Annotated in this window: 22 protein-coding genes and 1 pseudogene; 8 read left to right on the forward strand and 15 right to left on the reverse strand. The window is 54.6% G+C overall.

Annotated features, from left to right (window positions below; translation table 11 throughout):
* Positions 1-29: 29 nt before the first annotated feature.
* A complete protein-coding gene (locus tag QPJ95_RS21800) occupies positions 30-1,184 on the reverse strand; it encodes a pyridoxal phosphate-dependent aminotransferase (RefSeq protein WP_270919873.1) in 1,155 nt (384 codons plus the stop codon).
* On the opposite strand from QPJ95_RS21800, the gene QPJ95_RS21805 reads away from it, so the two are divergent.
* Both QPJ95_RS21805 and QPJ95_RS21810 read left to right on the forward strand, forming a co-directional pair.
* Positions 1,183-2,559 (forward strand): M48 family metalloprotease, encoded by a 1,377-nt coding sequence (locus QPJ95_RS21805; protein ID WP_270919872.1) that lies wholly within the window; start codon positions 1,183-1,185, stop codon positions 2,557-2,559. The two genes, QPJ95_RS21800 and QPJ95_RS21805, sit on opposite strands and share 2 nt — an antisense overlap.
* On the forward strand, positions 2,556-3,323 hold the full coding sequence (locus tag QPJ95_RS21810; protein ID WP_270919871.1) for a DsbA family protein: 768 nt from the start codon (positions 2,556-2,558) through the stop codon (positions 3,321-3,323). Before QPJ95_RS21805 ends, QPJ95_RS21810 begins: the two co-directional genes overlap by 4 nt.
* A gap of 88 nt (positions 3,324-3,411) precedes the next feature.
* On the opposite strand, the gene ispG is transcribed toward QPJ95_RS21810, so the two are convergent.
* The 3 genes from ispG to hemA all read right to left on the reverse strand — a co-directional run bounded on the left by ispG (position 3,412) and on the right by hemA (position 7,191).
* On the reverse strand, positions 3,412-4,533 hold the full coding sequence (gene ispG / locus QPJ95_RS21815) for a flavodoxin-dependent (E)-4-hydroxy-3-methylbut-2-enyl-diphosphate synthase (protein ID WP_270919870.1): 1,122 nt from the start codon (positions 4,531-4,533) through the stop codon (positions 3,412-3,414).
* 109 nt (positions 4,534-4,642) lie between these two features.
* Positions 4,643-5,836 (reverse strand): helix-turn-helix domain-containing protein, encoded by a 1,194-nt coding sequence (locus QPJ95_RS21820; protein ID WP_270919869.1) that lies wholly within the window; start codon positions 5,834-5,836, stop codon positions 4,643-4,645.
* Positions 5,837-5,967: 131 nt separating this feature from the next.
* Entirely contained in the window at positions 5,968-7,191 is a 1,224-nt protein-coding gene (gene hemA / locus QPJ95_RS21825) for a 5-aminolevulinate synthase (RefSeq protein WP_270919868.1), read from the reverse strand.
* A 312-nt stretch (positions 7,192-7,503) separates the two neighbouring features.
* On the opposite strand from hemA, the gene QPJ95_RS21830 reads away from it, so the two are divergent.
* Positions 7,504-8,892, forward strand: coding sequence for a M20/M25/M40 family metallo-hydrolase (locus QPJ95_RS21830; protein WP_270919867.1), 1,389 nt, complete (start codon positions 7,504-7,506; stop codon positions 8,890-8,892).
* 369 nt (positions 8,893-9,261) lie between these two features.
* Here the strand turns inward: QPJ95_RS21830 and QPJ95_RS21835 are convergent, their stop codons facing one another.
* From QPJ95_RS21835 to QPJ95_RS21850, 4 genes and pseudogenes are all read right to left on the reverse strand, one after another.
* Positions 9,262-10,686, reverse strand: a complete 1,425-nt coding sequence (locus tag QPJ95_RS21835) for a pilus assembly protein TadG-related protein (protein ID WP_270919866.1) — start codon at positions 10,684-10,686, stop codon at positions 9,262-9,264.
* A gap of 6 nt (positions 10,687-10,692) precedes the next feature.
* The gene (locus tag QPJ95_RS21840; RefSeq protein ID WP_270919865.1) at positions 10,693-11,154 is read right to left on the reverse strand and encodes a TadE/TadG family type IV pilus assembly protein; all 462 of its coding nucleotides are present in this window, start codon (positions 11,152-11,154) and stop codon (positions 10,693-10,695) included.
* Entirely contained in the window at positions 11,154-11,648 is a 495-nt protein-coding gene (locus QPJ95_RS21845; protein ID WP_270919864.1) for a TadE/TadG family type IV pilus assembly protein, read from the reverse strand. The genes QPJ95_RS21840 and QPJ95_RS21845 overlap by 1 nt, the downstream gene beginning before the upstream one ends.
* 88 nt (positions 11,649-11,736) lie before the next feature.
* Positions 11,737-11,940, reverse strand: a pseudogene (locus QPJ95_RS21850) (IS481 family transposase); the annotation flags it as partial.
* A 1,187-nt stretch (positions 11,941-13,127) separates the two neighbouring features.
* Between QPJ95_RS21850 and QPJ95_RS21855 the strand changes: the two are divergent.
* The 3 genes from QPJ95_RS21855 to QPJ95_RS21865 all read left to right on the forward strand — a co-directional run bounded on the left by QPJ95_RS21855 (position 13,128) and on the right by QPJ95_RS21865 (position 15,558).
* Positions 13,128-13,763 carry a hypothetical protein gene (locus QPJ95_RS21855; RefSeq protein ID WP_270919863.1) on the forward strand — a complete coding sequence of 212 codons (636 nt, stop codon included), beginning with the start codon at positions 13,128-13,130 and terminating at the stop codon, positions 13,761-13,763.
* Between the two features lie 481 nt (positions 13,764-14,244).
* Positions 14,245-14,820: a YceI family protein gene (locus tag QPJ95_RS21860; RefSeq protein ID WP_270919862.1), complete on the forward strand. Its 576-nt coding sequence runs from the start codon at positions 14,245-14,247 to the stop codon at positions 14,818-14,820.
* 441 nt (positions 14,821-15,261) lie between these two features.
* Complete coding sequence (locus tag QPJ95_RS21865) at positions 15,262-15,558, forward strand: antibiotic biosynthesis monooxygenase family protein (RefSeq protein ID WP_270919861.1); 297 nt, start codon at positions 15,262-15,264, stop codon at positions 15,556-15,558.
* Between the two features lie 308 nt (positions 15,559-15,866).
* On the opposite strand, the gene QPJ95_RS21870 is transcribed toward QPJ95_RS21865, so the two are convergent.
* On the reverse strand, positions 15,867-16,721 hold the full coding sequence (locus tag QPJ95_RS21870) for a hypothetical protein (protein ID WP_270919860.1): 855 nt from the start codon (positions 16,719-16,721) through the stop codon (positions 15,867-15,869).
* Positions 16,722-17,880: 1,159 nt separating this feature from the next.
* Between QPJ95_RS21870 and QPJ95_RS21875 the strand changes: the two genes are divergently transcribed.
* Positions 17,881-18,105 carry a DUF3310 domain-containing protein gene (locus tag QPJ95_RS21875; RefSeq protein WP_270919859.1) on the forward strand — a complete coding sequence of 75 codons (225 nt, stop codon included), beginning with the start codon at positions 17,881-17,883 and terminating at the stop codon, positions 18,103-18,105.
* Here QPJ95_RS21875 and QPJ95_RS24395 read toward each other — a convergent pair.
* Entirely contained in the window at positions 18,065-18,442 is a 378-nt protein-coding gene (locus QPJ95_RS24395) for a phospholipase effector Tle1 domain-containing protein (protein WP_390922770.1), read from the reverse strand. The genes QPJ95_RS21875 and QPJ95_RS24395 overlap by 41 nt on opposite strands.
* A gap of 1,426 nt (positions 18,443-19,868) precedes the next feature.
* On the opposite strand from QPJ95_RS24395, the gene QPJ95_RS21880 reads away from it, so the two are divergent.
* Positions 19,869-21,785, forward strand: coding sequence for a DUF3604 domain-containing protein (locus QPJ95_RS21880; RefSeq protein WP_270919858.1), 1,917 nt, complete (start codon positions 19,869-19,871; stop codon positions 21,783-21,785).
* A 424-nt stretch (positions 21,786-22,209) separates the two neighbouring features.
* On the opposite strand, the gene lysC is transcribed toward QPJ95_RS21880, so the two are convergent.
* From lysC to QPJ95_RS21905, 5 genes are all read right to left on the reverse strand, one after another.
* The gene (gene lysC / locus QPJ95_RS21885; protein WP_286018205.1) at positions 22,210-22,458 is read right to left on the reverse strand and encodes an Rz1-like lysis system protein LysC; all 249 of its coding nucleotides are present in this window, start codon (positions 22,456-22,458) and stop codon (positions 22,210-22,212) included.
* On the reverse strand, positions 22,406-22,729 hold the full coding sequence (locus tag QPJ95_RS21890; protein ID WP_270919857.1) for a hypothetical protein: 324 nt from the start codon (positions 22,727-22,729) through the stop codon (positions 22,406-22,408). The genes lysC and QPJ95_RS21890 overlap by 53 nt, the downstream gene beginning before the upstream one ends.
* On the reverse strand, positions 22,729-23,409 hold the full coding sequence (locus QPJ95_RS21895; protein WP_270919856.1) for a lysozyme: 681 nt from the start codon (positions 23,407-23,409) through the stop codon (positions 22,729-22,731). Before QPJ95_RS21895 ends, QPJ95_RS21890 begins: the two co-directional genes overlap by 1 nt.
* 63 nt (positions 23,410-23,472) lie before the next feature.
* Positions 23,473-23,760, reverse strand: coding sequence for a hypothetical protein (locus QPJ95_RS21900; RefSeq protein ID WP_270919855.1), 288 nt, complete (start codon positions 23,758-23,760; stop codon positions 23,473-23,475).
* 230 nt (positions 23,761-23,990) lie between these two features.
* Positions 23,991-24,395 carry a hypothetical protein gene (locus tag QPJ95_RS21905; RefSeq protein WP_270919854.1) on the reverse strand — a complete coding sequence of 135 codons (405 nt, stop codon included), beginning with the start codon at positions 24,393-24,395 and terminating at the stop codon, positions 23,991-23,993.
* Between the last annotated feature and the right edge of the window lies 1 nt (position 24,396).

The raw sequence follows: 24,396 nt of genomic DNA on the forward strand, positions 1-24,396 counted from the left end.
TCGCCTCGTGTACCGCCATCGTCAAACCGTCAGCCTGCTTGCTGGCGGGTTGCCATGAATGCCTCCAGGCGCGCCAGCCCCTCTATTATATCAGAGGTTGACCGCGCATAGGAAAATCGCAGGGTGGTGGCGCCGCGGAGCGGATCAAAATCCAGGCCCGGCGTCACCGCAACCCCGGCTTTTTCCAGAATCTCCGCCGCAAAGGCACGGCTGTCCTGGGTCAGATCCGAGACATCCGCGTAGACGTAAAACGCCCCATCCGGCGGCGCGAACTTGGTGAATCCGGCCTTGGGCAGGCCCTGCAGCATCAGCGCGCGGTTGTGCGCATAAACACTCAGGTTTTGCCGCATTTCATCCTGACACTCCAGCGCCGCCAGTGCTGCCACCTGGCTGGCATGGGGGGCGCAAATGAACATGTTCTGAGCAATCCGCTCGATCACCCGCACATGATCCTCGGGCACCACCATCCAGCCAACCCGCCAGCCCGTCATCGCAAAGAACTTCGAGAAGGAGTTGATCACATAACACTCATCCGTCAGCTCCAGCGCGGTGACGGCCTTGGCCTCATATTCCAGCCCGTGATAAATCTCATCCGAGATAAAACTGGCGCCTTGCTCCTGCGTCGCAGCGATCAGCGCCTCCAAAGCATCGCGGTTCAGCATGGTTCCGGTTGGATTTGCAGGCGACGCAACCATCAGCCCTGCCAGATTCAGCCCTGCCAGTTCTGTCGCCACCGGCTGCAGGCGGTTTTCCGCCGCTGTCTGAATATCCACCGGCACCAACCCCAGCGCCTTTAGGATCTGCCGGTACGACGGATAGCCCGGCGCCCCGATACCAACCCGGTCGCCACTGTCGAACAGTGCGGTAAAGCCCAGCAGAAAGGCGCCAGAAGATCCCGGCGTCACGATCACCCGGTCCGGGTTCAGATCAACATTATACCACTCTCCATATAGCCGGGCGATACGTTGGCGCAGCGCCGGAAGCCCCAAAGCCACGGTATACCCCAGCGCGTCGCCATCCAGTGCGGCGGCCACTGCGCGCCGTGCGCCCAGGGGGGCACCGGTCGATGGCTGACCAACCTCCATGTGGATAATATGGCGACCGGCGTCTTCGGCCTGACGCGCGGCCTCCATCACATCCATCACAATGAAGGGATCGACATTTGATCGGGTTGAGTTTCGCATGTTGATCTCCCATGGTGCGGCCATGTTTATTGACCGTTTAAATCGGCTGGCGTCAATCCCGGCCCTGGTGTTGAGCACATTGTTCCTGGTGGCCTCGGCGCTGCCATCAGCGGCGCTCGGGTTGCTGCGCGATGCGGATATCGAACACGGGCTCAGCAAGTTGGCGGCGCCGGTCCTGACTGCGGCCGGGCTGAACGCCAAACGGGTGCGGGTCTTGGTGGTCAACGACGCCTCGTTCAACGCCTTCGTGGTGGATTCCCAAACCATCTTTGTGAACTACGGCCTGATTCTGAAAGTCACCAGTCCCGAGATGCTGCAGGCGGTGATTGGCCACGAGGCGGCGCATATTGCCAATGGTCACCTGTCCCGGCGCATGCAGAACATGCGCTCTGCCAGCTCAATCTCGGGTCTTGGTGTCGCACTGGCGGTTCTGGCCGCAGCGGCCGGCGCCGGAGAGGCCGCGGCGGGCATCGCCGTCGGCACCCAAAGTGCCGCCTTTCGCAGCTTTCTGGCCCATACACGTGCCGAAGAATCCTCGGCTGATCGCTCTGCCGCCGGCTATCTGACCCGCGCGGGCATCAGCCCACAGGGGCTGGTTGACCTGCATCAGGTTTTTTCCGGCCAGGACCTGCTGAGCACAGCCAATCAAGACCCCTATATGCGCTCGCACCCCCTCAGCCGCGACCGGCTACGCGCCGCCAAGGCCTATGTTGCCAGCTTTGGCGATCAAAGCACCCCCAACGCCGAGGCCAACTATTGGTTTGCCCGGGTCCGGGGCAAGCTGTCCGCCTTCAACCGGTCGCCAAAGTGGACCAAACGTCGCGCCAAAGAAGAGACCTCAAAAGACATTCGCCTGATGCGCGAAGCGGTGGCCTTTCACCGGCAAAACAACCTGAAAAAGTCACTGACGGCACTGAACGGCGCCCTGGCACAGCGGCCCAATGACGCCTATTATTATGAGCTGAAGGGCCAGATCCTGATGGAGAACCGGCGCTGGAGCGAGGCCCTGACAGCCTACCGGCGGGCCGTCGATCTGGCGCCCTCCGAAGCGCTGATCCTGGGCGGATATGGCCGTGCCTTACTGGCCGCCGGTCAACCAAAACAGGCCATCCAAGCGATGGAGAAGGCCCGTGCCCGCGATTTCCGCGATGCCCGGCTGCTGCGGGACATGTCGCTGGCCTATGCCAAGACAGGCCGAACCGGCATGGCGGCGCTGGTCACCGCCGAGAGATACGCCCTACAGGGCCGAATGGATGACGCAGGCCGACACGCCAAACGTGCCAGTGCTTTGCTGCCGCGAGGCTCTGCCACTTGGCGACGGGCACAGGATGTGCTTATCGCTGCAGAACAATACCAAAAAAGGAAGAATAAATGATCCGTTTTCCCCGTGCCCTTGCGGCGGGTATCGCTACCTCATTGGTGCTTTTGTCAGCCCCGGTTCAGGCTCTGGAGCTGACCAGTATGAGCGATGCCGAACGTGCCATATTTGGCGCCGAAGTGCGCGCCTACCTGCTGCAGAATCCAGAAGTGATCATCGAAGCGGTGAATCTGCTGGAGCAGCGTCAGGCCGAAGCCGAATCGATGCAGGATGAAGCGCTGGTCGCCGCCAATCTTGAAGAGCTGCAAAACGATGGCTATTCTTGGGTCGGAGGAAACCCTGACGGCGATATAACTCTGGTTGAATTCATGGATTATCGTTGTGGCTATTGCCGAAAGGCGGCCACCGAGGTGGCCCAGTTGCTTGCCAAGGATGGCAATATCAAATTGGTCATCAAAGAATTCCCAATTCTTGGCGAGGCATCCGTTCTGTCCTCCCGCTTTGCCATTGCCACCCGGTTGGCCGCCGGGGCCAATGCCTACAAACAAGTGCATGACGCGCTGATCGAATTTAGGGGCGAGCCAAACGACGTGGTCCTGCGACGTTTGGCCGAAGGGCTGGGGCTGGATGCGGATGCCATCCTAGCTCTGATGGACAGCCCAGAGGTCAATCAGGAATTGGCCCAGAACCATGCGCTTGCACAGCGGCTAAAGATCTCGGGAACTCCGACCTTTGTGATGGAGGACGAATTGTTGCGTGGTTTTTTACCTGCGGGTCAAATGTCGGATCTTGTTGCCATCAAACGCGACCAGCGCGGTTGATGTAGCTGTAGGGTGCGTGCTTGCACGCACCTTCGGCGGTCGCGGTGCGTGCAAGCACGCACCCTACACCACCCCAGCCCAAACAGCGTTATTCCGCGGCTTCAGCTGCCGCATCCAGTGCGGCGGCTTTTTTCTCAACCTCTTGCACAATGTGATCGACCATTTGCTCGTTGCTCATCTTGTGGCTGGCCTTGCCAGCCAGATAAACCATTCCGGCCCCGGCCCCGCCACCGGTAAATCCGACATCGGTCATCAGCGCCTCGCCCGGACCATTCACCACACAGCCAATAATCGACAGGCTCATCGGGGTATGGATATGGGCCAGTCGCTGTTCCAGTGACTCGACGGTCCTGATCACATCAAACCCCTGCCGCGCACAGGACGGGCATGAAATGATATTGACGCCGCGATGGCGTAGGCCCAGGGATTTGAGGATCTCAAAGCCGACTTTAACTTCCTCCACCGGATCGGCGCTCAGCGAAACCCGGATGGTATCGCCGATGCCCATCCACAGCAGCTGGCCCAAGCCAATCGCCGATTTGATGGTTCCGGACACAAAACCGCCCGCCTCGGTGATGCCCAGATGGATCGGCGCGTCCGTGGCCTCAGCCAGCTGCATATAGGCCGCCGCAGACATGAACACATCCGATGCCTTGACCGAAATCTTGTAATTGTGGAAATCGTGATCCTGTAGAATGCGGATATGATCCAGCCCGCTTTCCACCATCGCATCCGGGCAGGGTTCACCGTATTTCTCCAGCAGGTGCTTTTCCAGCGAGCCCGCATTGACACCAATTCGGATCGAGCAATTGTGGTCCTTGGCCGCCTTGATCACCTCGGCAATCCGCGACTCGTTGCCGATGTTGCCCGGGTTGATCCGCAGGCAGGCAGCGCCCGCCTCGGCCGCCTCAATGCCGCGTTTATAGTGGAAGTGGATGTCGGCAATGATCGGCACCGGGCTTTCTGCGACGATCTCCTTCAGCGCCCTGGACGAGGCCTCGTCCGGCACCGATATCCGCACCAGATCAGCACCGGCCTCGGCGGCGGCCTGCACCTGCTTTACGGTTGCGGCGACGTCGGTGGTCAGGCTGTTGGTCATGGTTTGCACGGCGATAGGTGCATCGCCGCCGACGGGCACGTTTCCGACCATGATTTGGCGACTTTTTCGGCGTTCGATATTGCGCCAGGGGCGGATATGATTGATCGACATTTGCGGATCCAGACTAAAGGTCAATTGCCTTTAGATACGCCCGGAACCCATGCGCCGCAATGGCCCAAGACATCCCACCCGTCGATCACTGGCAACTGGCACCGTCGGGTTACTCCGAGAATGCCGCGGTTTTAAGTTCGGCCACCATTTTGGCCAGGTCGCGATCTTGCTCCAGATCCGCGACATCAAATCGTTCGGTGACGGTATCAATCGACAACAGCAGATTTTTTGTGACCTGGCCACGGCCACCGACCGGACCAAAATGCGCCCCATCCAGAGCGAAATAAATGGCGCTGCTTTCACCGGTGCGCAGCAATGGCGCCTCTTCGGTGGCTGGAATTTCATAGCGTTGGCCGGGCTTCATGATGCCTTCAAAAATCACGCTGCCATCGACAGCACTGACCCGCACCCAAGACTCGCGTACGGCCACCATTTCCATTCGGGGAGCGGCCTGTTCGATAACCTGTGGCACCGGTTGAGCGGAGACCGGCGCGGACGGACGGCGCGCCACAGCAAATTCCAAACTCGGCAGTTCTGACGAAGCAAAACTTCCAAACGCGCTGGGATCCAATGTCGAAATCGGTGCATCCCGCGCCATCAGAACAGGCACATCAAGAGCCTGAGGACGGTACAACCGGTTCAGCGCGTCCGAGTTGGCGACGGCGGTAGAATTTAGCGCCATTGTGTTCGCAGCCATCAGCGGATCCAACTCGGTCAGGACCACCGGGGTTTGCTCGATTGGGGCCATCTGCACTTGCTGCACCTGCTGCAGAACGGTCCAGCCACCAAAGCCAACGCCGCCGATCAAGGCCAGCAAGACCATGACAGAACCAATGGCCCGCGCCTCCACATTTGAAAAGAAGCCGCCCCGGTTGGGGGCAAAAGGTGTGTTGGGGGCAGTAAATGCATCGCTGCCCAGACCGCCCATACCGGTGGCAATCGGCACCGGGCCCTCGCGTTTACTGGATGCTTTGGTGGACATCCCATGGGCCACTTCAAATCCGCTTTCGCGACAGAAATCCTCGAACACCTGTTCTGGATCCATGTTCAGATAGCGGGCGTAAGAGCGCACATAGCCGGCGATAAAGCCGGGGGTGTCAAAAACGCTGGGGTCGGAATTTTCTATTGCTGCGATATAAGACGCTTTGATCCGCAGCTCCCGCTGCACATCCAGCAGCGATTTGCCCAGTGTTGCGCGCTCACCGCGCATCGCATCACCGAGGCGAAATTCAAAATCATCAAAGCTCCGAGGTACACTGACCTCCTGCACTTTAGACCTGCGCTGAGTGATGCGCCCAATCATCCCTGCAATCCCATTCCTGCCCGCCACGTATTAAACTAGAGCGCCTATAAAACCGTCCCAACGATTCGATTGCACTCTTTCGTTGATAAATGGGTAACACACTCTAGAAAATTTTACAGGGCACTCATGACTTAGCCCGCCAGATCGGCACGATTCAGCGCACAATGCGACCACAAGGCGTCCATTGCATGGATCAATGCGTCAATTTCTTTGGGGCCATGCACCGGAGACGGCGTAAAGCGCAGACGCTCCGTACCGCGCGGAACAGTTGGAAAGTTAATTGGTTGCACATAGATACCGTAGTCAGCCAGCAACATATCGCTTAGCTTTTGGGTGTGCACAGGGTCTCCGACAATGACGGGCACAATGTGGCTACCCTGGTCAATGATCGGCAAGCCCAAGCCTTTCAGTCGCAACTTCAGGATCTTCGCCTGTTGCTGATGCTGTTCACGCAATTCAGGTGTTTTCTTCAAATAGGCAACTGAGGCTGCCGCGCCGGCCGCGACGGCGGGTGCCAGCGACGTGGTAAAGATAAAGCCCGGCGCATAGGAGCGAATTGCATCGACCATTTTGGCGCTGGCGGTAATGTAGCCGCCCATCACGCCATAGGCCTTGGCCAGAGTTCCGTTAATGATATCAATGCGATGCGCCAATCCGTCACGTTCAGTAACGCCGCCACCGCGTGGACCATACATGCCGACCGCGTGCACTTCGTCAATATAGGTCAGGGCACCAAATTCCTCGGCCAATTCGATGATTTCTTCGATCGGGCCAAAATCACCGTCCATTGAGTAGACCGATTCAAAGGCGATCAGTTTGGGGGCCGACGATTCGTCTGCGGCCAGAAGCTCGCGCAGATGCGCCACATCATTGTGGCGAAAGATCCGCTTGGCGCCGCCATTGCGGCGCACCCCTTCGATCATCGACGCGTGATTCAGACTATCGGAATAGATGATCAACCCTGGAAACAGTTTCGGCAGGGTGCTCAGCGTGGCGTCGTTGGCGATATAGGCCGAGGTGAACAACAGGGCTGATTCCTTGCCGTGCAGATCAGCCAATTCAGCCTCAAGCCGTTTATGGTACACCGTTGTGCCAGAAATATTGCGGGTTCCGCCAGAGCCTGCGCCGGTTGCGTCAATCGCCTCGTGCATGGCCCGCAGAACCACCGGATGCTGCCCCATGCCAAGGTAATCATTGCCACACCAGACGGTGATATCCTGCAGACTGCCATCCGGCCGCGTCCACACCGCATGGGGAAACTGACCGTTGCGGCGTTCGATATCGATAAAGGTCCGGTAACGGCCTTCTTCATGCAATTGGTTAATGGCTGCGTCGAGTTTCGCGGTATAGTCCACCGGTATCTCCATAGCTAATCCCGGCACCCCGGAGTGAAGGCGACTGTGCCGTATTCGTCTTTGCGAATAGATACCTTAAGCGCCTGTTTCGATCAACCACATACGCCCGAGCGAACCATGGCAGCCTTGATGTGGATCAAATAGACCTTTGATCCAGTAGCGGCAAGAACAGCAGCGGCCCAATTGTGACCGTTTGCGTCCCAAGTCGACGCCTAAGGGACACGGTTGATGCCAATCGTAGACATCTCTGGCCCCCAACCAATGCCACTGCTAGGCTTTGCGCAAAACCACCTCGATGTTCAGGAGAAATTGATGTCACTTGATGATGTGCTGGCCCAGATCGACCGAAATTTGGACACTGCAACTGCCCACCTGATGGATCTGTTGCGAATCCAATCCATATCCACCGACCCCGCCTACAAGGCAGACTGTGACAAGGCCGCCGACTGGCTGGTTGCGGATCTTAAATCCATTGGCGTCGAGGCCACAAAACGCCCCACCCCCGGGCACCCAATGGTTGTTGGCCATGTCGGCGAGGACAACAGCGACCTGCCCCATGTACTGTTTTATGGGCATTACGACGTACAACCCGTCGATCCGCTAGAGCTGTGGACCAGCCCGCCGTTTGAACCGCAGTTGGAAGAGACCAATAATGGCACCGTCATTCGCGGCCGTGGGGCATCGGATGACAAGGGCCAGTTGATGACCTTTATCGAGGCCTGCCGCGCCTGGAAACTGGTGCATGGCAGCCTGCCCTGCCGCATCACCTTCTTCTTTGAGGGTGAAGAAGAATCCGGTTCTCCGTCGCTGATTCCCTTCATGCAGGCCAACGCCGATGAGTTGAAAGCCGATATCGCGCTGATCTGTGACACCTCGATGGTGTCACGCGGCGTGCCCTCGATTGCCTCGCAACTGCGCGGCATGCTGAAGGATGAATTTACCGTGATCGGCCCGCGGATTGACCTGCATTCGGGCCACTACGGTGGCCCCGGCTTAAATCCGCTGCGTGAACTGTCGCGGATCGTCGATAGTTTTTACGACCGGGAAACCGGCCGGGTTGCGGTAGAAGGGTTCTATGACGGGGTTCACGAGGTTCCCGCCGACCTGCTGCGCCAATGGGAAAACTCCGGATTTGACGCGCAGGACTATCTGAGCAACGCCGGGTACACGCAGGCCCATGGTGAAAAGGCCTATTCGATCCTTGAACAGCAATGGTCGCGCCCTACTCTCGAAGTAAACGGGCTGTGGGGCGGCTATAACGGGGCGGGATCAAAGACGGTGATTCCGTCCGAGGCCCACTGCAAAATCACCTGCCGTCTGGTTGGTGATATGGACCCCGACGCCCTGCGTGGCAAGATCCGCGCCCATGTCGCCGCTCAGCTGTCGCCAGACTGCAAAGTGGTCTGGGATCAGGATCTCGAAGGCTCTCCGGCATCGGTGATGAACATCGCCCGCCCCGAATTTGAGGCCGCCCGTGGTGCGCTATCGGACGAATGGAACCGCGAGGCGGTGTTCTGCGGCATGGGCGGGTCGATCCCGATTGCCGGCTTCTTCAAATCGGTGCTGGGCATGGATGCCATGTTGGTTGGCTTCGCCAATGACGACGATGCCATCCATTCCCCCAACGAGAAATACGACCTCAAGAGCTTTCACAAAGGTATCCGCTCCTGGGCGCGTATTCTGGATGCGCTGACCAAGTAATCCATATGAGCACTCTTCATCGGCGGTCTGCACCGCCGATGGGGCTCCGCTCCAGCTGTTAGTATCGCTAGGGTTTGATACCCCCATTTCAGTGGGTTTGATGCTTGAAGTGACCAGCAGTCGGCGGAAATCTGGACGAATGTCATCCGGTCAATGCGCGCTGCGACAAAAGCTTGTAGATCAGGATCACTATAAATTTTGGGAGCCGCTCAGGGCGGTGATGGCTACGGTGACCCGATACGGCTTTGTTGATGGCGTGGACGCCCCCACCTACCGGCATCGTAATATGCCAATGTGATGTACCCGGCAAGATCGGCCTCGGGTCATAGCAAAACCAATGCGGCCTCTCCGCGTCACCAATGTCCTGATTTATTGAACCAACCGCAGGGGCTCGCTGACCGGGGTGTTTGAATAGTTCAGCAGCAGATTGGCGCCGCCACAGCCACGGATATCCCAATCTGAGCCAAACTTAAGCGATCCGGCCGAAAAAACCGACACCGCGCCAACAGTGGCATTGTTTGATCCCCAATCGACATAATCACCGGCAAACACCTGCAGATTGAACATTTCGACATCCGAGCCGAATTTGGCCATCTCAGCCCCTAGAATGAAATTCATCGAATTGTCGGGGGAATCGCAATAGGTGCTGGATCCGATGGTCACGTTGGAGCCGATCTCGACGTTTTCCTTGGCCAAGAGAAACACATTGTTCATGGTCACATCCGAGCCAATTGTTATTTTCTTATCAGACACAATCAAGGCGTTGTTAAAATTGTAGTCGATATCCACGTTGTCGGAGCTGTAGATGATGGTTGAAATTCCAGGTGGATAGCCGCCCGGATAATCATCGTATAGGATGTCGACCATGTCTTGCGCGGCGTGGATATGGTCCGAATGGCCTGCTGGTTTGCTGATATCAAACATGAAATCTATCGCCGGGTTCAGGTAATCGGCAATTGTCGCAGTCTCGACTATGTCGGGCAAGTCATTGTTCGCCCAGCTGCCGTCGTCAAAAAACTCTTCTGGCACCACCTCGTTGTCGCTGCCAAAATCAAACCCACCCTCGCCGTAATTGCTGCTGGGGGACGGCATGCTGATGGTGGATTGCGTCTCTGCATCCGGGCCGCCCTCAATACTGTTTTGCGAGCCAAATTTGACCCCTTCCTCGCCATGAATACACCAACCATCGCGCAGCTCGTTTGTGCTGCCACCTTCGGCGGTCCCCAAGGCAAAGAACCCTGCGGACATGCAGTCCTTCCCCTCGGACGGGGGCGGTGCAATGGCAATGGCGCTGACCGATATATCCAGCGTGTCCGCAGCAACCATACCGATCAGAAACATCGGTTGGGCGTTGTCATTGGCCGAGGATTTTCGCGTGGTTGTGGCCACTGAATTCAGCATCGCAATGCCGGGTGATCCCTCGGGGTAAAAGCTGCGAGGCGCGCCCAACGCGCCATCGCTGTCCCAGAACCCCAGAATAACATCCACCTGCACCAACACATCACCATGATCCGTTGTCGTCATGTTCTTCTGTGCAAACAGTACTGCCTCGGCGAGGATATCTGCCCTGACGTCCGCGGTTATGGAGCCGGTGTTTTCGGGGATCAAAGCCGCGCCTGCCAGTGCCGCTGCATCCGCCGCATTCTGCAGGCGGGCACGGGTGTAAATGACGTTGGCGGAATCAATCGCAAAACCAGCCGCAATCAGCAGAACCATCAACACCATCAGTGAATAGGCCATTGCGACCCCTGATGTATCCCGGGCAAAAGCAATCAGCGTCTTGCGGATCATCATTGTGGATCACTCCTTTATATTGCGGGCAGAGATCGAATAGGTCGCAAAGCTATCAGCCATCCCCATGGCATCGATTGGGATCATGGCGATTGTCTGGATGCGAATGGACACCTGAATACTGTCGCCAGCCATCGCAGCGCCGCCCGCCACAGTGTCACTGGCAAAAACCGAAAAATCGCCGGGGATGTTTGCCATCATATCACAGGCCATGCTCTCGGCGCTTTCAAGCCCATCAGCCGACACCCCGGTCAGCGAACCACAGGCCGTATAGGTCCCATCGGTTTCGTCATCAGCACCGCCAACAGCAATCTCGCGCGAGATATGCTGCGACACGTGGATCATCGTCGAGGACACAAAGAACACATAGCCAAGCTGAACAATCACAAAGGTGAACAGCACCAGGATCGGCATGGCGATCAGGGTTTCAACCAGCACGGTTCCGGACTGGTCTTTCAAAAAACGGCGCATCATTCACTATTCAGCTGTTGCATGCGCAGGGTCGATCTGGCGGCAAAAACTCTGCCATCCTCAGGGGACGGAGAGACGCCAAACGGAAGCAGGCTCGACTCGGGCACCACCAGTTGCACAAAGGCATCGGCCCCCTCACTGCCAAACCCATCACTGGTGCCGTCAGACGCCATGACAAAATGTGTGCCAATTGATCGTTCCGCCAGATCGCAGGCAATTTGTTCAACACTGGTGCCGCCACCGGCCCCCACCCCGGAGATCGCACTACAAGCGGTCAAAACGCCGTTTGTCTCATCATCGGCCCGCCCCAAAGACAGTTCGCGCGAGGCAATCCTCGAGGCCCGCTCGAGATGTGCCATCGAGTGGAAAATCGCCGCAAAGTACATAATAATAAGCGAAATCGTGATCAGAACGGGGATCACCAGAATCGTTTCGACCAGAACAACTCCGGACTCATCACGACCAAATCGCTGGGCACCTGGGTTTTGGAACATCGCACCTCAATTACAGTAAACTAAACATGTTTGATTTCTGTCCACTTAATACGAATGCGAAAAATTCAATGGGAAATTTGCCTTTCCAGATATTCAATTCCGGAATCTGGTGGTTTGGATTGTGAATGAAACGATCTGGCTCAGAAGTCCGTATTTCGCAGATGTATTCGTGTGACGTCAGGCCGCTGAGTGTCTGGAGACGGCGCGCGCAACTATAGGCAGCAAGGACATCGCTGAGATGACAGCGGAGTTGATCGTGATTATCAGAGTGATACCGTTTCACGGTCGCGTCCAAAGTCTGTACACGCTGCCACATTGCCGGATCGCCGGGGTCATCGTCCAAGATTTTCACCCAAGCGCTCCTGACCTCCCCAGCAAGAGCTGTGAATTGTTTATGGGTCAACTTGGACGGACCATGCTTCAGCGCCTCCCAGTGGGCGTCCACCGAGGCCAGCGCTTGGGTGAACCTTTGCTTAGCTACAGCGGGGTCTTTGGTCTGAAGGGATACTTTGACCACCTCCCCGACTTTGCAGTAACAAGATCGTCGCCAACTCGAACAGCGACCACAGTTTCCTTCGCCGCAGTGGCAATGTCGTTCGGCACCCGGATCCGCAGGTAGTAAGTCGTTCCAATCAGTTTCGGGTTCGGCATTGCACATCTCATGTGTACTGCCTCTGTGTACGAGTTGAGGCGGCGCAAGCCTTTGATAGGCAATAAAATATGCAAGATCAATGGGATGGGATGGTGGGTCGTGAGAGGCTCGAACTCCCGACATCTTCGGTGTAAAAAAAGGTGTCTGCAGCCAAGCCATTGATATTTGGCAAAGAGCGCACTTCGTACTGGGAAATTTAGCCCTGTTTTCCCGGTTTGTCCAAGGTTTCCAAGTTCACCGAACCTAAGCGCACTTCGTAAACGGCGCCATCGGATCACCCTGGCTGCTGGCTTGCCCCCCGCATCGCACCCCAGGAGCCACCCACATAGGTAATCCGGTAATCCTTGATTTGCTTTGTACGGCAGGCCGAGCACCGCAGCCGCGCGATCGCCTCGCCAACCGTTATCTGATCGCCCCACTTGGCAATGATGTCGACGACCTGGACAGGCCCGTTGTGGCCGCAGGCGCATTCAAGCCACAGCTGGTGTTCGGGGATGACTGATAGGCGCGTGCCGCCGCGTTTGAGCATGGGCCGGGGATATTGGAGGTCAGTGAGTCGGGAAAGCCCCTACGAGAACATTTCCGGAACCCTCCTTTGTTGGATGATCGATATCTTTACGGCCGGATACAAGAGTCAGCTTGAAAGAGGACAAAGGCAGCCCGGGACCTCTTCTACCTTGTGTGTGAAAGTCCGTAGTCAAGAAACACGGATGCTGATGAACTACCTCTGATGGAGTTTTTGTAGATTACCACTTTGACCGCTCTATCATTGGACAACGTGGTGATTTTGGCCACCTGTATACTGCCGTAAAGCTCTTGGGGGGATTATGAATAAAATAGCCAAAATATATTGTACCTTCGTTTTTGCGCTTTCGGCTAGTGGGGCCGTAGCCCAGGATGTTGGCGAGTACGCATTCAGCCTCGGTGCTTCCAGCGTGGGGTTCACTGGCGAAGTCAAATATCGCCTCTCGGAGAAGTGGCGGCTGCGTGCAATGCTGAGCGGGGCACCCACGTATAGAAAGCGAGAGGAATCAGGAGACCTAATTTATGATGCGGCTGCGGAAATCCGCGGGCTTTCATTACTTGCTGACTATCAAATAGGAAATTCACAGTTCCACATCATTGGAGGCGCTTTCCTTTCCGGAACAAAGATCGTTGGTCAGACTAGCGGGACTCTGTTGATCGGTGACAGCGTCTATAACTCAACCATTCAGGCAGATGTTCGATTTTCGAACCGCGTCTCACCCATTTTGGCAATAGGCTTCGAACAACCAATTGGAGATCAGTGGAACCTAGCGGCCAGTGCAGGATACATGTACACTGGTGGGGTCGACGTCGGAATTTCTGTGCTGAGCGGCGATCCGGTCGATCTCGACGACCTAGTCAACGAAGCGCATCAAATTCAGTCCGAGGTCGATTCAGGGTATCCGTTTCTCACCTTTGGACTCACCTATACGTTTTAGGGTCTGGCCTCATAGCCAGAACATATCAGTAGCCGAGAGCGCGGTGGCAGAGAGGAAGATTTGCGAACACCTGTCATATCTGCCGCCTCCTTTTCTGGACGACCGAGGACCGCCCACTCCACTTTTGATTTGTGGCGTGTGTTATGTAACGCTGCCGCAAACCAGTGAGACTGATAGGTAGCTGCAGTTACAAATATCTGGAAATGCTTTTCAAGCGCCAAGATTTCGCGATAGGAAAGTGACCTCTCAAAATAGCATCCCACTGGGACCGATCCAAAGCACAGGGATCCTAACTGCCTCGCCATCAACAATTGTATGATCCAGGTTGAAAAAAACGCCGCCCGGCGCGTGACATTATCTTCTGGCACTCCACTTGGGGATTTTCGGACATAGGTGCTATGAAAACAGCCCTCGGCTTTCCTTTGGGTCGACTGGCGCCATTTTGGTAAATTGTATGTTTGTTCAACCGGAGCCTTTGAAAATGAATATGTCCTGGATCGCCGCCTCGTTTGTCGCTGCAGCCGCGTCTGCGGCTATTGCTGCACCAGAGAAATATGTGCTGGACGCACCACACAGCCAGATCACTTTCAGCTACAACCATCTTGGGTTTTCGACCACCCGAGGGATGTTCTCGGGGTTCCAAGGTGAGGTGATGTTCGATCAGGAAAATCCGGCAGCCTCCAGCGTCTCGGTGTCGATGCCCGCGCGATCCATGTTCACCGGCTGGCAAGAGCGGTTTGATCAATTCATGACCGAGGATTTTTTTGGTGCTGATGAAAAAGAAATGATCCGGTTTCAATCCACCAGCATCGAGGTGACCGGTGACAATCTTGCCAAGATCACCGGCGATCTGACCCTGAATGGCGTGACCAAAGTGGTGGTGCTGGACACGGTCCTGAACCAGGTGGGAGATCACCCAATGGCCGGGAAGCCTTGGGCCGGGTTCGACGCCACCACCTCAATACTGCGCTCTGATTTTGATTTGGGTAAATTTGCGCCCTTTGTCAGTGATGAGGTGACAATTCAGATTTCAATTGAGGCCATGAAGGCCGATTGAATATTGCCCCAGCCCGAGCCTCTTGCGGTTTGGGCACAACTATTGCGCGATATACAAGTTTAACGTGGGCTGCCCGTCACTCCTCTTCTGGACCAGAATTGCAATCGGACTATTCTATATGAAATCCGCCACTGGGGAGGATGGGAGAGCGATCCGCGTCCAAAACCGTACCTAACTGCGCACGCGGGTCGCTCCTTTTATGGACCCATATCAATTTCGTACTAGATATTTTTCAATCCGCCTATGACGTGGGCGGGGAGAGCGGCCCGCGCCCAAACAACCCTTGTTTGCAACCGCGGGCCGCTCGCCGATAGGCTCCTTTGTTGGACTTCACAGTCGCAGAGTGTCTCTAGCTGGTCGAGTGCCTGGTTGGAGCTGAACGGACTCAAAGGACCATTTATGGTAGGATACTTCTGCGACCGTTGTTGGGGAGGCATAACAATGATCATTCGCATTTTTCAGATTGTGACCCGTCCGGGCAAAGAGGAGGAGTTTGGAAAATTTTTCCATGAAACGGCCATTCCCCTCATGAAGGGCACCAAGGGGATAGTTAGTATTATCCCCGGAGCTCCCCGCGAAGAAAGCCCCAGAGAATTCAGTTTCGTAATGGTCTGGGAAAATCTCGAAGCACTGAAGGCTTTTGTCGGTGAGGATTATACGAGCCCACACATTGATCCTGCTGAGGCTGAGCTGGTCGAGAGCAGGTCGATCAAGCATTATGATCTGGTCGAGACTTAGATATGCCGCAAATGGGGCCGTTGATATCGCTCTGCGCCAAATCGGGTTGGTGTCAGTGCAGTCCATATAGCCGTCGTAGCGCGGCCTCCTTTTATGGACACAGCCAGATTTGCCAAATGATCCATCAATGTGATTGATGCCATAAGGTGCACATGGGTCAAGAAACCAAAGTTCGCCGCTAGTATCTCATCACCACCATCGATAGCGTCATCGGAGATAGCTTCTCCACGCTACAGCTGTCCCAAATAGTTGAGTATAAACGCCGAACACTTTCTCAAGGGACGAATTGTGAAAAAGCACCTGTTTCACTAACAACCCTTTACCGGCTGCCCAGGTCTGGGCATTGGGCTATTTTTCAGCATATCCGAATAAATCTCCCTTAAGAACCCTTGCGGATCGGCTAAGTGCTGCCAATTTTCAAGTTGCTCTAGAGCGAGTGAAACCTGCTTGGTACCACACTTCCAATCGCCAACCATCAATTCATTCATACCCCAATCAGCCCGAAGCGAAATCAGAAATACGCTTGAATTAGCATCAATTTGATTGGACAACTCGTCAACTATCCCCACATACAATTCCCGTCCATATTCGGTATCTTGCATTTCAGACGGAATGTAGTAGGATATTGCCAACCCCTGATGGGCATTCAGTCTTTGTCGCTCCGTTAGATCAGCTCTTCCACTCACCTCCACAAGAACCCTGTTCGCTTGGACTGCATCATAGACAAACAGGTATGCGATTGAAAGCTGGACTAATTCATCGGTAGAAAATCTTTTGAGGTGCCGGTTGTACTCTTCTTTGTTGGTACTTAAGGTGGATATGAGTCTATTCTGAATTGGGCGCACTGCTCCATCCCTCAAATTTGGATCATTTATTGAAGCAACAACTTGATTAATTTCCGACATAAGTTGTGAGGTGGTGATAATTGATTCTCGAAGAACTTCTATTGATTCTTCGCGCCCTCCAATAAATCGATCCCAAACACCGATTGGCCAACTGTAACCAATTGCTATTATCAATGCTAATACCCCACCATAGTCCCGAAGCACTTCCAAAGTAGTCTTTTTTTTATTTACAATTTCATCTTCGAGATTCTCTATTCTCGCAACGATGTCATTAATCGAATTTTTTTCATTATTAACTTCTATAACATTCTCTTCCATATTACCATCCGATACACCGATACACCGATACACCGATACACCGATACACCGATACACCGATACACCGATACACCGAAAACTATTGCAAAACACAACTCCTGACAACCGATGCTCGACCTCGTCCGGGCAAGTGGCCCGTAAACGCATTTCCCGGTAGTCCTGAAATCTCCCTCATTACTTGATTTAATGATTCCAAATCATAAATGTAACCCAAGCTTCGTAGAGCTCGACCCGCAAAGCAGTCTGCGGCCACCTCACTATTGTCGATCGGATTGAGCGCATGATGACCACACTCGTGTGCAAACCACCATTGCTGAACCAATGGCGAAAATTGATTCAAAATTATTGGATTAATAATAATTACTGGCCTCTGGTTGTAGTAAGTTGCCATCCCCACATCCCCGAGCTGTGGGTTTGCTATGTATTGAACAGTTTGCCCTTGGTAGGAAGTGCAGGGTAATGGCTGTTGCTGCGCTCGTGCTCCAAGTGGCAAGATTAGTAACATAAAGAAAGCAACGGTACACAGTCCGTTACTTGCATTCCGCCAACAATGCTGAAAAATCCATTTTTTTTGCATGTAACACAGCATTAAATTCATTTCCCTACTCCTTCTACCAAAAAAATATCCGAAATTAGAAAATTGTGAGCTTTTGAAGAAAAAGACTCCATTGCCTCTATCATCAATCATGGCCAACAAGGTAGATGCTCACAAAATGGGCAGTATTAGTCGCTAGTCATAACACATTTTTTAGTATCGTTCAAATTGAGTGTTTTATGGAAGTCAAAGGGACCCCAATTTCACCGAGTCTCCCTCAGAATTTTCCAACCACTCATCTAAGTCAGCAATTTGGCCGCAGGTGTTGCGTCCCAATTCTCGCACCTTGACGACATACCGCAGGGCCGAATTCCCATGTCGGCAATGAAATTCTGCGTCATCCCCAAGGTCCTTGTGGCCCTCATAATTTACTCCACTGGCGGCAGCCAACGGGGCGCCCGGAAAACTCCTTCTTTCCGGATTTTGACCCCGCTTTTTCTACACGTGCCAATCCGGACTGCTTTTACTACATTGCCGTTTCACTCCTGTTACATAAGGGCTTTCCCAACGAGTCAGGAGCAAGGAACCGAAACAAACCAAACACCCAACTACCCCGGAGGCACCATGAGCGACGCCGTGAACCATCCACAGCACTATACCTCCCACCCGTCGAGCCTTGAGTGCATTCAGGTGACCGAGCACATGAATTTCAACTGTGGCAACGCGGTCAAGTACATCTGGCGCGCAGACGATAAGGGCAAGGCGATCGAAGATCTAGAGAAAGCCCGCTGGTACCTCGACCGTGAAATCAAACTGCGTAAGGCAGCCCTACCCCAACCATCCAACTAACCCCCGTCAGACGGCAGCTATGCAGCGCATTGCGGTCATTCACTGATGTTGACCCAACAGCAGCAAACGGCCCACTGCGGACCTTCGTAGACGGCGCAGCGAATGGTTGATCAGAGACCAATGTGACAAATGCTGACTGAGTTTTGATGAACGCTCGAAACCACGCCACAGCATTTGATCCCCTGCTGGTGCCAACTCCGGGTTGATAAAATACTTGCTGGGTTATACCGTCCGCTACGGAAGGACGCACAGCCTGCGCCAGTTTGACCATATTGGACACCGTTCCATTGCTGGCTTTGTTCCAGGTTCCGTCGCAAAAAAATGCAATGCGCTTCATTATATCTGCTCCACTAAAATACCTTTGGATCTGGCATCCAATCGGTAGGGCCGCATATCGTCGATCGGTGTCAAAATTGGCAGGTCGCGCTAAATCAATGAAATCATCAGGGGCCACTCCAGAAGAAATTGCAAGAGCTATGAATCAGGCCAGAAATGAAATTAGAGCACGTTTCCAACGCCTTACACCACGTGCCAAAAGAGCGGAGATTGCGAGAAGAAATGTTGAGCGATATAGTAACCCTGTTGGGCCTACAATTGGCCAGTTGAGAGCAAGAAAGTCTTGGGATGAAATAACATCCGATGCTATCAGAACTGGAGGAAAGGATTTGGGTTTTTGATGCAATATGAAATAATGCTTAGATGTCAGCAACTTTATCCGATATCCCCCAAGTAGAGTGCCAGAAGGTAATGTTACGGGCTGGGTGTTGCTTTTTTCAACCTGGCTCATGCAATTGTTGATGGCGAGTCAGTCGTGACCATTGCAGCGAATGGCTGGTCAGAGCCGATTGTGTTGAAAAACTCCATAGTAACCTGTAAAAATACTGCGAAGTTCGAACTCCAGAAATCGGACAGTATTAATGAGCATCGACTTAGATTACCTTGAAGAATGCAATCGAGCGCGCCCAAACTGGACGCCAGAATACGGTGTCGCATCGCCCTTCCTTGAATTTCTGATTTTGGTAAATACGCCACTGGGCTACATCTGGATGGCAGTTTTGGCCCTATTCCTATGGAAAAGGAACACCTTGAGCGGGGTTCTCATGACGCTATGTTCGCTTGTTCTACTCGCGCATTGGATAATGACGTCTGAACTCAACGATGATCTTTACCTCGGTCGTTTGGGAGGCTGTGTAGGGTCGCTCGCGGTAACCACTGCTGTGCTCTTGGTGGTTAGTTTGTTTGGTTTAGTTGTAATAGGTGCTCGACTGTACAAGCGGTAGCTTTGTCCGCTCGGCTGCCCTAGGTGCAGATCGCAGCGAATGGCTGCAATCCGCCCTTAGTGTCGGATGCTGCACTATGCACCAAGGTCGTAAAAATGCAGTTAGCTGACATTGGGAGATGTGTCCAACAAACCCCCGTCAGACGGCAGCTACGCAGCGCATTGCGGTCATTCACTGTTGTTGACCCAACGGCAGCGAACGGCCCAGACCTGCCGTTCGTCCGACGCTTTAGCCTTGCGGCACAGCTTTCGCATTGCGGCCATTCGTACAAATCGCAGCATTTTTCGGCTTGATCGTCGGTATGCGGATAAAGCGCCTATTCGCCGCGCAAGCCAAAGGCAGATTTCCGCTCATTTGGGCTCGCTAAACAGAGACAACGTGGTGAGATGACATTTCACGTGGGGAATATCCGTTAGAGCCTTACTTATACCTAAGGAATTTTCTGCAATACTGAAAATGTTTATGAGTAGGGAGTTTAGTGTGATGAATATGCTTGGGATTCGACATTCGCTGGTTATTGCTGCCATTTTGCAAGGCTGTGCAATGGCTGCTGCGGCGCAGGTTCAGGACATGACACCGTCAAAAGACGATGTCGGTGCAAGATTTTCCAGCGACCACTATTCTCCATATGCCGGACGCAATTTCCCTACACAGGTTTTGTGGGGTGACACACATTTACACTCCGAAGTTTCTGTCGATGCCGGAACAATGACGCGGCTGAGTCAGGAAGATGCCTTTCGTTTTGCACGCGGTGAGGAAGTCACTACTACCCATGGGCTGCAAGCCAAGCTGGGGCGGCCTCTGGATTGGCTGGTCATAGCCGACCATGCGGAAATGTACGGTTTGATGCCACAACTGTTGGCTGGTGATCCTGAAGTGCTTTCAACTCCGCAAGGAAAAGCTTGGTACGAGGAACTGACTTCAAACGACAACAACCGCATTTTCGATACGGCGATGGAGATCGTTGCGTCACTGTCCACCGATACCCCCCCAATCGATAACCCAAAAGCCATCAAATCCGCTTGGCAGTCCTATACAGCTCTGGCCGACCGCTATAATGCCCCTGGCACTTTCACCGCCATGATTGGTTATGAATGGACATCTGAGGGTGGCGATAACATTCACCGTAATGTGCTGTTTCGGGATGATGCCGCTCTGGCAAACATGGTCGTCCCTTACTCGCAATTTGACAGCAAGAATCCTGAAGACCTGTGGGCACATCTGGCTGACTACGAAGACAGAACTGGTGGCGATGTATTGGCCATCCCTCATAATGGCAATCTCAGCAACGGCCGACTGTTTTCGGTTTCCAATTTTGATGGCACTCCGCTAACCGGTGAAATGGCTGCCCTACGCGCAAGATTTGAGCCGGTGATTGAAACCACACAAATCAAGGGCGACAGCGAGGCCCACCCGTTTTTGTCTCCAGATGACGAGTTCGCTGATTTTGACACTTGGGACGCGTCCAACTTGAATGGAACGCAGGCCAAGACCTCAGATATGCTGCAGTTTGAGTATTCTCGCGAGGCATATAAGACAGGGCTGTTTCTGGAAGAAACGCTCGGCATTAACCCCTATAAGGCCGGTCAGATCGGGTCCACTGATGCACACACGGGTCTGGCTGCGGTCGAAGAAGAAAATTTCTTTGGTAAACATTCTGGTGTCGAACCTGAGCCGCATCGGTGGGAACATGTAGTTATCGAGGCACCCGATCCACAATTCACCATTTACGGTTGGCAGCAGGCCTCGGGTGGATATGCGGCGGTTTGGGCCACCGAAAATACCCGAGCGTCAATATTTGACGCCATTGAACGACGCGAGGTCTACGGCACCACTGGATCTCGCATCATGTTACGCTTTTTTGGTGGCTGGGATTTTGTACCAAAAGACGCTGCCTCACGCCTACCTGCGGACATTGGCTATGCCAAAGGAGTTCCTATGGGCGCAGATTTGCCACCTCAGTCTGGTGAAGAAGCCCCCAGTTTCTTGATCGCGGCTCTTAAAGACCCGTATAGCGGCAATCTGGATCGGATTCAGGTGGTTAAAGGCTGGTTGAATGACGATGGCAGCCGCGGCGAGAAAGTCTATGACGTGTCATGGTCCGGCGACCGTGAACCTGGTACGGATGGCAAACTACCGATGGTCGGGAATACTGTGGATGTTGCTAATGCTAGCTGGACCAATAGCATCGGAGCGCCCGAATTGATCACCCAATGGCAGGACCCTGATTTTGACCCGTCAGTGCGTGCGTTCTACTACGTGCGGGTTATTGAAATCCCCACGCCGCGCTGGACTGCATACGAGGCCAAACGGTTTAACGTGCAAATGGACAGCGAAGTTCCGATGGTCACGACCGAGAGAGCCTATAGCTCTCCAATCTGGTATACACCAAAGAGTTGAGAATTTCTGGAGGGAAGCCCTTGCAGTGGCTACCCTCCAAGTTCTTCATCCGTATTTCGGCATCAGGTCTGTTGAATAGAATGCGGGAAACCGCTGGTCACTAGGGGCTCGAAGCCGCCTACTGCGTCGCAGAAAATCGCCCAAATTCTTAGTTGTTTGAATGTCGGCTCTTGCCGCTGGCGCACTGCCTCCTTGCACCTGCAGCGAATTCACATTTTCCGCCCTTAGTGTCGGATGCTGCACTATGCACCAAGGTCGCGAAAGTGCAGTTAGCTGACATTGCGGAGATGTGTCCAACACCCCCCCCCGTCAGGTAGGGTCGTTAATTGGACTGGTCAGGCTAGAGGAATAGACCTCAAAATCATCTACTGCAGGCATGGGTTAGCTCCAGTTGTATGTGTAGAAAAAGGGGAGATCAGGCTGATCAGCGCGGCCCGCTCGGGTTCAGAATTTCAGCAATGGATACGATACGGCCATTGGCGCAGTGCCGCCCGCGCAGCTCGGCGACCAGAGCATCTGACAGCTGGCCCTCGGTGTTTGGCACCGGCCCGGTCCAACCAGCACAGCCCCGCAACAGATCTGCCGGCACTTGGGGTGGTGGCGCAGTGACAACAATTGGATCAGGGCCACAGGCGCTCAGCAGTAGCGCGCAGCAAAGGAGATAAAGGCGCATCGCGGCCCTCCATTTCTTGCAAATCGTTTCGGATGGCGTCGAACTGACGGGCCTGATCAGCGGCGCGGGCCAGATGGGCGCGGTGGAATCGGGCGACATCTAGGGCCTGTTGTTGCGCCACGCGGGCGGTGGCCACCTCGATCTTGACAGCGACCAGATCGGCCTGCAGCTGGGTGCGGTCCTGCACCAGGTTGACCAGCCATGCCACCGCCACCAACAGCACCAGGGCCAGCCCCAGCGCAGGCAGATTGCGCAGCACAAGGGCCTGCATTAGCCCAGACCAATCATGCAAAGCTGGTACTCACCTGACCGACGCCTCACTAGGCCACGCACAACCCGCCCCCCGGCCTTGTTCCACCAGGTCAGCGCCTGACAGCCGCCAGCGATATCACCGGCGTTCAGGCGGCGGGTGGCGGTGCTGCGCCCTGTCCCGCGCACCCCGACATTGTAGGCGAGGCTGACATAGGCGGCGTCCCGCTCTGGCGGCAGGCGGTGCAGCTTGGTGGCGGCGCTGAAATATCCGTGCAGGCCCTCGCGATATTCCAGCACTTCAGAGCGCAGCAAATCCGCGCATTGGGTGTCACTCAGATAGTCGCCAAGCTGGACGCCCTTGGTGTGGCCAAAGCAGATCGTCGGCACCCCAACCATATCGAGATAGGCATGATTGCGCTGGCCCTCCCAGGCGCCAATCAACGGCAGCGCGACCGCCAGAAAGGCAGCAATTCCCGAGCTGCGCAGCTTGGTTTGATCAATGCCCTGGTCTCTCAACCGGCCAATGATCCCGTAGATGATCAGCACGACAGCCAGCCCCCACCAGAAGCGCGGATTGGTGTCGCGTTCAAACAGCAAGAACACGATCTCGGGGATCAGCAGGCACAGAAGGCCCAGATAGCTGGCCCACATGGAATGGCCGCGCAGCGCGATGTGGCGGGCGTTGTTAACAAATTTCATTTATCAGATCTCCAATGCAAAAGGCCCCGCAAAAGCGAGGCCTGTTTTCAGGTTTCGAGGTGGTTAGTTTCGGTTATTTCCGATCGTGGAAATGGCCTGCAGAACTTGCTTATGCTGGTCCCGCGTCTCGCCCTTCAGCTCTTTGATACCCGCCTCCAGACGCTGAATGTGCCCATCCATATCATCCCTTCGGACATACCGCATTTTGATATCATCGATCCGCGTATAGATGTCCTTGTTACCGGTCGAAATCTTCGAGGATAGATTGCGGAATGCCAAAATCAACACCCCGCCGAACGTCGAGAAAAATCCAACTGCGATACCGATCAGCCACTTGATGTCAGCTTCCATGCCGTTCCCCAATTCCTTTCACCTGCCAGGCCTGTTGCCACCTGCCGGCCAATAATCGCCAGCCGTGTAATCACTTGAATGCTCATCCATGTTTTTCAGCATGCGGGCCGCCGCTGCCGCACCAGAGGCAGTCCCACATGAGAGAGGCCTGCTCGGTTTCGGGCGTTATTCAGAAAGATCCTCATGGGGTTCTCCCTTATCCTTGGCTTGCAGTCATAGGTTTTCAATTTTCAAGTGTTGATGCCGAACAGCGCATCGACCGCTGTGTCTGTGAGGACCAGCCAGGAGCCGAGCGACAGCACAAATGGGTGCATCCGGTGAATTGTAGCGGCGGACGCCCATTCAACCTGAGCATCCAATGATTGGGTGCTGTCGAGGAAAGTAAGAAACTCCGCCATCGGTGCGGGCCAGTCACCGCGAGCTGCTGCAATGGCTTCATCATGTGTGAGGAGATCCGTCGCTGCCAAGGCGATGCAGAACTCCATTCGAGTTACCGAAGCCGCCGCACGTTTATTGGGCAACTCAGCCGCAATGCCTGCCTGAATCAGCGCAATATGGGTCGCCTCTTCTTCCGCCGTGAATGGTACACGTGTGCGGGTGCCATCCGATTTAACGATTAGTTTAAAATTCGCCATA

The sequence above is a fragment of the Parasedimentitalea psychrophila genome (assembly GCF_030285785.1).
In the GTDB taxonomy this organism is placed as follows: domain Bacteria; phylum Pseudomonadota; class Alphaproteobacteria; order Rhodobacterales; family Rhodobacteraceae; genus Parasedimentitalea; species Parasedimentitalea psychrophila.